Origin of the sequence: Leeuwenhoekiella nanhaiensis (genome assembly GCF_002744755.1) — a bacterium.
GTDB lineage: Bacteria > Bacteroidota > Bacteroidia > Flavobacteriales > Flavobacteriaceae > Leeuwenhoekiella > Leeuwenhoekiella nanhaiensis.
This window is the reverse complement of record NZ_KZ319295.1, coordinates 105,024-113,454: the sequence shown is the minus strand read 5'-3', so window position 1 is coordinate 113,454 and position 8,431 is coordinate 105,024. Positions and strand designations below refer to the sequence as shown.

Sequence of the window (8,431 nt, the reverse complement as noted above, 5' to 3'; positions counted from 1 at the left end):
GGTCGTACCGACCGCACGAACGCTAGTTATTGTAAGCAGTTTTTATTCCTTATTGCTCAAAATGATTCTATTATTCGGAAGGACAGGAACCATTTGGACATGCCCTTTATCATTATATACAAATGTCAACAGTATGAACCAATTTTTTGGGTTGTCCAAATCCTTCTCATTAATTCTTTCATATTTTATTTCCGTTAATTTCAAATCCAATGCATTGAATCTAGTTTTCAAATGCTTTTTAGAATTATCTATTATTTTATTTACATCAATTTTATTTAAGTCAAATTCGGGCAGTTCCGTGTAATAATTTTTGTCGATACCATAAACTTCGTCTATTTCATTTTGAGTTCCAGAACTTAAGATTGTATAATAATTTCCCTTTTTATAGTCGCATTTATAATAAAAAGTCTTATCCGCCTGAATATAGGTAGGTAAAGAATTAGTTGCGAACAGAAATAGTATGATGATTATGTATTTCATTTCAAATTGGTGCCAACTTGTTATATCAAAACAAATATAGTCGTTTATAAAAGCGATTGGCGGGATATCAACACTTTTTTAGGTTGATTTTCAGTACTTTTTATCTCGTATACACGCACATCCGGTGGGTTTGTAACGCTCTTTTTAAAACACATGGCTAAATGCGTGCGTAACTAGTTGTTTAAGACCAAAAAAAAAGCCCTGAAATTTCTGTTAGAAAAACCGGGGCTTTACAAATACTGAAAATAGGGCAACAAATCAAACTCAAAAAACCGGAAGAAAACAGCCCAACTTAAGCAATACCCGCTCTCCAACGGGTCCACTCATTTTTCATTCCGGCTTAGAAATTACTGAAAGTCTTTTACCGCGTCGCCCAGATCGTAAACCCTAGCCTGTGGTAAGGCAGTCTCGAGAACGCTGCTACCGGCTGCGCTGCGGTATCCGCCCGCACAATGCACCACGATGGGTTTATCAGCAGGGACTTCGCCGCTGCGTTCCCGCAATTCGTGAAGGGGTATTGTGATCGCGTGGTCAAAGAATGTTCTGGCTTCGGTCTCGCTGCGGTTTCTGATGTCAACTACGGTATAAGCTTGTGGATTGGCTTTAAAGGCGTCTAAATTCAGTTTGGAAGAGCTTACTCCGGTAGGTTCCCGCAAGCTAATGACCCGCTTTACCTGTGTTTCATAACCTATTTTAGCAATTCGGTCTAAAACCTCGTGAGCTGCAGCCGCATTAGCAACCACCACGCTGAATTCTTCTTCAGGCTTTACAATGGCGCCAAGCCAGGTTTCAAACTTATGCGCTTCCTTGCCGGCCATAATATTGATGCTGTTGCGCTTGTGTCCTTTTTTGTAAACGGCTTCATCGCGCGTATCAACAACCAGAGCGTCACCGTTAACTTCAGTTTCAAACAAATTAAAGGGGATATCGGCTACAGCGCTTCTCAGGGTAGGGGCCCCTGTTTTGTTGAGATCTACGTTATAGCCGAAGTAATACGGGATGAAAGGTTGCGAATCAAGCAACTGATTGATAAATGCTTCTTCTTCGTGCATTTTGAACGCCCAGTTGGTTTCCCGCTGTTCCCTTAATGTACTGCTGGTTTGATCTGCACTCATGCCTTTGCCGCAAAGCGAGCCGGCACCGTGTGCGGGGTAAACCATCGCCCCATCGGGCAGATTCTTAAATTTTGTGGTTATGGTCTGAAACATCGCTCTAGCGAGATCCCGGCGTTTTGCGGTCTGGTTTCCGGCTTTTTCACGCAGGTCGGGACGGCCTACATCACCAATGAATAAGGTGTCACCGGTAAATAAAGCCGTTTCTTCTTCCGCTTTTGCGACAATCGTAATGCTGTCCGGGCTGTGTCCGGGAGTGTTTAAAGCGGTAAAGTCAATGCTTCCCATTTTGAAGTGATCGCCTTCGTCAAAATGCTGATGCGTATAACCTGCACCGGTCTTTTCGCTGTTATAAATCGTTGCACCGGTTTCTTTATGTATCTGCAAGTGACTGCTAATGAAATCGGCATGGGGATGGGTTTCAAAAACGGCTACGATCTCTGCACCGTGCTCTTCCGCAAAGGCATAGTATTGCGCGGGGTCACGCTCAGGGTCAACCAAAGCTACTTTTCCCTCGCTTAAAATAGCATAGGAAAAATGGGCTAGTGGTTTATATTCGAATTGTTTGATAAGCATAGCTGAAATTTTAAACGAAATTAAAAGCTTTAGTTAAAGATGGCTGTAACTTTTGATACAGAAGCGTGGCTTCAAGATATTTCGCTTCGCAGCAATCGGTTTGCGCCTTAAATTTCTAACTTTAATAGCTGTTCCGAAACTATAAACTAAAGGTTATGAGGTGTATTTGGGTTTGCTGTTTTACAATTTTAGTAGTCTTCACTTCCTGTAAAACCGGAAGCCCGTCTGTTTTTGAGCAAGCCTTGCAATCTTCAAACCCAAAGATCAAAAATGTGATGCAGTCCCCTGCAGGTCACGAAATCCAGATTCTGTACACCGAAATAAAACGGGATAGTCTCAACAGGCCCCAATTCACCGAATATGCATTCAATCTTGATGAGGACAATTATTTTTATCCCGCCAGTACCGTTAAATTACCCGTTTTGCTCCTGGCACTTGAAAAATTGAGTACAGATCCCTTGCTACGGGATCAGGTGGATTTAAATACACCGTATAAAATCCCGGGTGACACAGTAGTTCATCAGCTTGCTACAGATTTGGTTGAAATCATAGCAGTTAGCGATAATGAGGCCTACAATCATTTGTTTGAATTTTTAGGTCGTGACAGTATCAATGCGCTCGTAGCCCGAAAGCGCCTGGGGCCTTTTCAAATCAATCACCGCCTGAGTACGCCTGACAGTGATGCCGCGCTAAGTCGCGGTCTGGTGTTTTATCCTCAAAATGCCGATTCGATTGTGGTTTCGGGTTATACTTCAAAGCCCATAAAAAAACTCAATCTCAAGAATCTCAGGAAAGGAAAGGCTTATATGCAGGGAGATAGTCTGGTAGAACAGGCATTTGATTTTTCGGCTAAAAATTATTTTCCGCTACGAACCCAGCAGGAAGTCCTAAAACGTTTACTGTTTGAGAACGCTTATACACCGGAAGAGCGTTTTCAAATCAAACCGGAGTATCGGGATTTTCTTTTAGAAACGATGCCAAAATATCCCCGTGAACTGGGTTATGATCCGGAGCAATTTCCCGATGGCTATGTGAAGTTTTTCGTCTATGGCGACACCGCAGCTAAATTGGATCATTCGGTTGCTATTTTCAACAAGGTAGGAGATGCCTACGGGACGCTTACAGACAACGCGTTTATTCAAACCAAAGATGGAGTTGAATTTTTGCTCTCTGCCACCTTGTTAGTCAACGAAAATGCTACTTTTAATGACGACACCTACGAATACGAAGAGCTTGGCCTTCCCTTTCTGGGTGAACTGGGCCGGGAGATTCTTCGGCTTAAACAATCTGAACAAGACTACTAAAATGAATTTAAAGCTTAAAAAATACAGCCTGCCTCTTAAACACACCTTTACCATCTCCCGCGAATCTCACGATTTTCAGGACAGTCTGGTGGTTTGTCTTTCGCAAGGCGGAAAGACCGGCTACGGGGAATCTACTTCCAACCCCTATTACCAGATCACTTTTGAAAGTATGCAGGCCGAAATAGAGGCGATTCGCACGGAAATTGAAGACTTTGTTTTGGAAACGCCGGAGGCCTTCCACAGATTTTTGGTGGAACGTAAACTGAGCAATTTTGCCATTTGCGCCCTGGACCTTGCAGCTCACGATCTGTACGGAAAGCTTCACCACAAACCGCTTTTTGAATTGTGGGGAACTTCTAATCAAAATTACCCCATAACCAACTATACCATTGGCCTGGCTTCCATAGAGAAGATGCTCGAGAAAATGCGGGAAATGCCCTGGCCCATTTATAAAATCAAACTGGGAACGCCCGAAGACGTGCAAATCGTAAGCGAACTCCGTAAACATACCGATGCGGTTTTTCGGGTAGATGCCAACTGTGCCTGGGATGCGGCTACGGCAATCAAAAACGCCAAAGCCCTTAAAGAACTTGGGGTTGAATTTTTGGAGCAACCCTTAAAAGCAGACGATTGGGACGGACTCAAAGCGCTCAAGGCTGAAAGCGTTTTGCCCATTATCGCTGACGAAAGCTGTATCGTTGAGGAAGATGTAAAACGTTGCGCCGGTTATTTTGATGGCATCAACATCAAACTTACCAAGTGCGGTGGACTTACCCCGGCACTCCGAATGATCAAAGAAGCCAAAAGTCTGGGCCTTAAAGTGATGGTGGGCTGTATGACCGAATCTACCGTGGGGATTTCGGCAATTGCTCAATTACTGCCCCAACTGGATTATGTAGATATGGATGGCGCGATGCTGCTTAAGGAAGATATCGCTACGGGTGTTCAAATTCTGGAAGGCGGAAAGGTAATTTTCCCAACAACCGGTGGCAGCGGAGTTGAATTGTTATAAAGCATTTAGGAAAATTGAGGCCACTAACACAAGACTATAATTTATTCAAAGAGGCAATTCTCGCCTATAATCGAAATACAGCTACAAGTAAAAATGGATTCATAAAAAAACATAATACAAGTTCTGAGAAAAGGTTATACGGCTATTTACTTATAGAATTTGATTTATATGAAGACCTACAATTTTCCGACTTCACCATTTTAAAATCAATTTCTGTTGATTTAGGAATTCAAAATTCAATCGGTCAAAAGTTAAGAAAAGCTTTTATTTGCCCAGTATTGATGCCTTCTTATGTAAATTATCATCATTCACATCTTTTTACTCTCGCTTTAAGTGCAATATGCTCATTTGCTTTTGAAAGACCGGTGTTTTCGACATCAGATGATTTTTACAATGGCTTTAAAATAGTATCTGAGCCTGAGTTGAAAAAAATTGGAAGTGAATTTCCTCAAACAGTGTTAGGCAGTTCGCGATCTACATATAAACCACATAATGAGATTCTCAGGTTATGGAAGGATCGATTTGATGAAATAATCAAATTAATAAATTTTTCAATTGACCATGGTGAAATACTAGATTATCAGAGCTTATTTCAATCAATGCGTATAATACAGCTTGGACATCAGAATAAAAAAAATGATTTTGATCTAGCTTTTTCTCTACTAATTGCAGGAATAGAATCTATCAGTCAATTAGCTATTCCCCAAATATACTTTAGTAAGCAACATGAGAAATATAAAGAGTGGAAAAAGGAGACACAAAAATCTGAATCCCTTAAATTACTATTAAGCGAATATCGCAAGTTTAAGGAATATTTAGATAATAACATAAAACACAGGGATTTAACAAAAAGATTCGTCGAGTTTATTCTTACTTATTGTCCAACAGATAAATGGTCAGAGGTACTTTATATGGATTTAATAATTGAAGGGTTAGAGGTTAGAAAAAATTATGAAGATGAAATTAGTTCTTTTCCAGAAATGGTTCCTGAAAATTTAACACGTGAAGAATTGATTAAAATAATAAAGCAGACTTATCAATTTCGTTCAAAATTCCTGCATACAGGAAAACCTACGCCTCACACATTTCCGAATAATTCATTAAATGAACGATACTTTCAAGTAATAGATAATCCTGAAAGGAGAAACAAACTACTTGAAAAAATGGAAAGGGAAAATAGAAATAAATTACCATATTCTGAGTGGAGCAAAACTCAAGATATTTTAATAAAGTTCGAATTAATGTCAACTATCGCAAGGGTATCAATCACCGAGTATGCTAAAAATCAATACAAAACATATCTAGCGAATTGAGCGTTGGGTGATTCTTTAATTACATTTAAACTAAATAAAGTTTTTTAATCAAATTTGAATGTTTAGAGGTATTACCACAGTTGCAACATACAAAATGCTATGAGTTTTCTACTAAATCACAATCCCAGCGGCGCATTTACTCACGATGGTGCGGAGTACCGCTATTTTGGCGGAACTTCCTACTTGGGCTTGCAAACACATCCTGATTTTCTGAAGACATTGGCTGAAAACATCCTGCATTACGGAAGCAGTCACGGTGCTTCCCGCAACAGCAATGTACAGCTCGGGATTTATGAAGAAACCGAAAAAGTCCTTGCCCAATTTACCGGTGCCGAAGCCTGTTTGATCACATCATCGGGGTTTATGGCAGGCCAGATTTTAAGGGAATATCTGGGGAGTGCGGGTTATGATTTATTTCATTACCCCGGAAGTCACGCGGCGCTACGAATAGCTTCCGATTTTCAGTTTGAAACCCCTGAAGATTTACGGTTTTCCATTCTCAATTACCTCAAAAAGAAGAAATCAAAACCGCCGGTTTTATTTTTTGACAGCATCAGCTTTTCACCAGATCATTTTCCCGATTATGGGTTTCTAAAAAGTCTGCCTTTAGATCAAATTATTTTGGTTGCAGATGATTCCCACGGCATAGGTGTGGTGGGCGAGGAGGGAAGCGGCTGCTATGCAAGTTTAAAGGCTTTAGAAGCGAAAGATTTGCTGGTTTGTGGTTCGCTGGCTAAGGCTCTGGCAACTCCCGCAGGATTTATTCTGGGCAGTTCTGCTCGTATGGAGGCGATCAGACAACGCCCGGTTTTTGCAGGAGCGAGTCCGGCCAGTCCTGCTGCGATTGCAACTTTAGGAAGTGCTGTAAAACACATTAGCCTTCAGCATCAAAAGCTAAAGGCTAACGTATCTTATTTTCTAAAAAATCTGAAAAACCCGGAGTTTTTTCAATTCAATCCGGGGCATGCCGGTTTCAATTTCGGCGACAGGCGTCTGGCTAATTACTTAAAAGATCATCAGATCATTGTTACCGATTTTGAGTATGCGGGCGGCAGTGCTAACCGGCTCACCCGCATTGTGATTACTGCGCTTCACACCCGTGACGATTTAGATCATCTGTTGGAGGTATTGAAGCGTTATTTCAGCATTTAATCTCTGTCCCACCAAACCCCGGTATCAATGGTCTGCATCACTCTGGCGACTTCATCTCCGTTTCGGGTCTGCTCAGATGACGGGTACTGAGCGCGACGCACCCAGCGCCCGGCAATATCAGGATTTTGATCTACCGGAAGGCTTAGCCCGGGAAAAACAGCCGTACTAAAATCATAACGACGCAAATCAACAAACGATTCGGGATTGAGGAAGGTGGCGATAAACTTTTCACGCATAATCAGGGCTAAAGTTAAATTCGAAGCTCCCACTGCTACCGAAGCATCTGCGAGGTAAGCAGCCTTATCGGCCGCTGAAACGCCTACTTTATCCATATTGGCAGCGATACCCGCTAAATAAGCGTTATAGGCTGCCGTAGTACTTCCGGTTGAGGTAGGTGTTCCACCATTTTGTAAAAAGCGTGCTTCGGCCTCTATAAACTTAAGTTCGCTGTAACTTCCCAAAATAATCGGAGCTGTTTGTGCCGAATAAAAATCATCAGCAGCCAGATCTGCAGTTGCCGAAATACGCGGGTCTACCTGATAGGCACCACCGGTACCGCTTATGGCACCCAGAAAGTCGTCATCGTTTTCACCAATACTTGAAATCAACGGAATGCGCGGATCTTCATCTATTGTCGCAAATGGGAATTGGGTCCCATCCATTGCGCTGATAAGCTGATCATTCAGCAAAACCGAAAAGTTACCGGTATTGTTTGGTAAAACTACGCCTGCATACCAGGGATTGAAGTTTCGGGTATTGTATTCGAGTTCGTAATCATCTTCATTTGAAGTAAAAGAAGAAGAGATGGCGCTGAGTGCACCACTTACTGCTGAAGCCTGATCTACTTCAGTAAGGTGCAGGCTGTATTTGGCTTTAAGAAAGTATGCTGTTTTTAGCCATTTACTCAGATCACCGTTATAAATCAAATCATGGCTGCCTACCGAACTATCGCTTTGCCCCAGCAGTACAATCGCTTCATCAAGCAGGGAATTAATCTGCTCGTAAACAGCTTCCTGAGCATCAAAAGCCGGAGAGAAATCGCCTTCACCTAAAGTTGCCTGTGAGGCGGGTACATCGCCCCAGTTATCTGTTGCCAGACCCAGGTTTGTAGCCTGAAGTACTTTGGCAATTCCCTGATAACCGGTGAGATTTTGACTTTCGGCAAGCTCAAGCATAGTCTGAATATCGGGAAGGGCTTGCAGGTAAATATTAGACCAGCCGCCTGCAAGCTGGGTTTCTTCCTGCGCATCGGTATTTTGTTGAAAATACGTTGCCAGTTGTTGTGAATACTGGCACATGCCCAGAGCAATACTGTAATGCGCGGAGCTCGTGTAGTAAATAGAGGTAGGCATTAAATCCCGGGGTGCCAGTTCTTCAAGTCCAGATTTATTGGGGTCAATATTGTCTCCCAGGAACTCGTCGCAACCGGTGAGCGAAAGCGCCGTTGCAAATACCAGGGTATATCTTGTGAATGTTTTCATC

Annotated in this window: 7 protein-coding genes; 4 read left to right on the top strand and 3 right to left on the bottom strand. The window is 42.2% G+C overall.

Annotated elements, in window-relative coordinates:
* Positions 1-42: 42 nt before the first annotated feature.
* Both CJ305_RS14800 and CJ305_RS14795 read right to left on the bottom strand, forming a co-directional pair.
* Entirely contained in the window at positions 43-480 is a 438-nt protein-coding gene (locus CJ305_RS14800) for a hypothetical protein (protein ID WP_099647069.1), read from the bottom strand.
* A 347-nt stretch (positions 481-827) separates the two neighbouring features.
* Positions 828-2,168: an MBL fold metallo-hydrolase gene (locus CJ305_RS14795; protein WP_099647068.1), complete on the bottom strand. Its 1,341-nt coding sequence runs from the start codon at positions 2,166-2,168 to the stop codon at positions 828-830.
* 155 nt (positions 2,169-2,323) lie between these two features.
* On the opposite strand from CJ305_RS14795, the gene CJ305_RS14790 reads away from it, so the two are divergent.
* The 4 genes from CJ305_RS14790 (at position 2,324) to CJ305_RS14775 (ending at position 6,949) form a co-directional block, all read left to right on the top strand.
* Positions 2,324-3,472: a serine hydrolase gene (locus CJ305_RS14790; RefSeq protein WP_099647067.1), complete on the top strand. Its 1,149-nt coding sequence runs from the start codon at positions 2,324-2,326 to the stop codon at positions 3,470-3,472.
* A 1-nt stretch (position 3,473) separates the two neighbouring features.
* Positions 3,474-4,484, top strand: coding sequence for a dipeptide epimerase (locus tag CJ305_RS14785; RefSeq protein ID WP_099647066.1), 1,011 nt, complete (start codon positions 3,474-3,476; stop codon positions 4,482-4,484).
* A 14-nt stretch (positions 4,485-4,498) separates the two neighbouring features.
* The gene (locus CJ305_RS14780; protein WP_099647065.1) at positions 4,499-5,797 is read left to right on the top strand and encodes a hypothetical protein; all 1,299 of its coding nucleotides are present in this window, start codon (positions 4,499-4,501) and stop codon (positions 5,795-5,797) included.
* Between the two features lie 99 nt (positions 5,798-5,896).
* The gene (locus CJ305_RS14775) at positions 5,897-6,949 is read left to right on the top strand and encodes an aminotransferase class I/II-fold pyridoxal phosphate-dependent enzyme (RefSeq protein ID WP_099647064.1); all 1,053 of its coding nucleotides are present in this window, start codon (positions 5,897-5,899) and stop codon (positions 6,947-6,949) included.
* Here the strand turns inward: CJ305_RS14775 and CJ305_RS14770 are convergent.
* Entirely contained in the window at positions 6,946-8,430 is a 1,485-nt protein-coding gene (locus CJ305_RS14770) for a SusD/RagB family nutrient-binding outer membrane lipoprotein (protein WP_099647063.1), read from the bottom strand. The two genes, CJ305_RS14775 and CJ305_RS14770, sit on opposite strands and share 4 nt — an antisense overlap.
* Position 8,431: the final 1 nt, after the last annotated feature.

What these genes read in the sequence shown, in the direction of transcription:
- CJ305_RS14800 (WP_099647069.1), bottom strand. Translation starts at nt 480, where the DNA reads ATGAAATACATAATCATCATACTATTTCTGTTCGCAACTAATTCTTTA.
- CJ305_RS14795 (WP_099647068.1), bottom strand. Translation starts at nt 2,168, where the DNA reads ATGCTTATCAAACAATTCGAATATAAACCACTAGCCCATTTTTCCTAT.
- CJ305_RS14790 (WP_099647067.1), top strand. Translation starts at nt 2,324, where the DNA reads ATGAGGTGTATTTGGGTTTGCTGTTTTACAATTTTAGTAGTCTTCACT.
- CJ305_RS14785 (WP_099647066.1), top strand. Translation starts at nt 3,474, where the DNA reads ATGAATTTAAAGCTTAAAAAATACAGCCTGCCTCTTAAACACACCTTT.
- CJ305_RS14775 (WP_099647064.1), top strand. Translation starts at nt 5,897, where the DNA reads ATGAGTTTTCTACTAAATCACAATCCCAGCGGCGCATTTACTCACGAT.
- CJ305_RS14770 (WP_099647063.1), bottom strand. Translation starts at nt 8,430, where the DNA reads ATGAAAACATTCACAAGATATACCCTGGTATTTGCAACGGCGCTTTCG.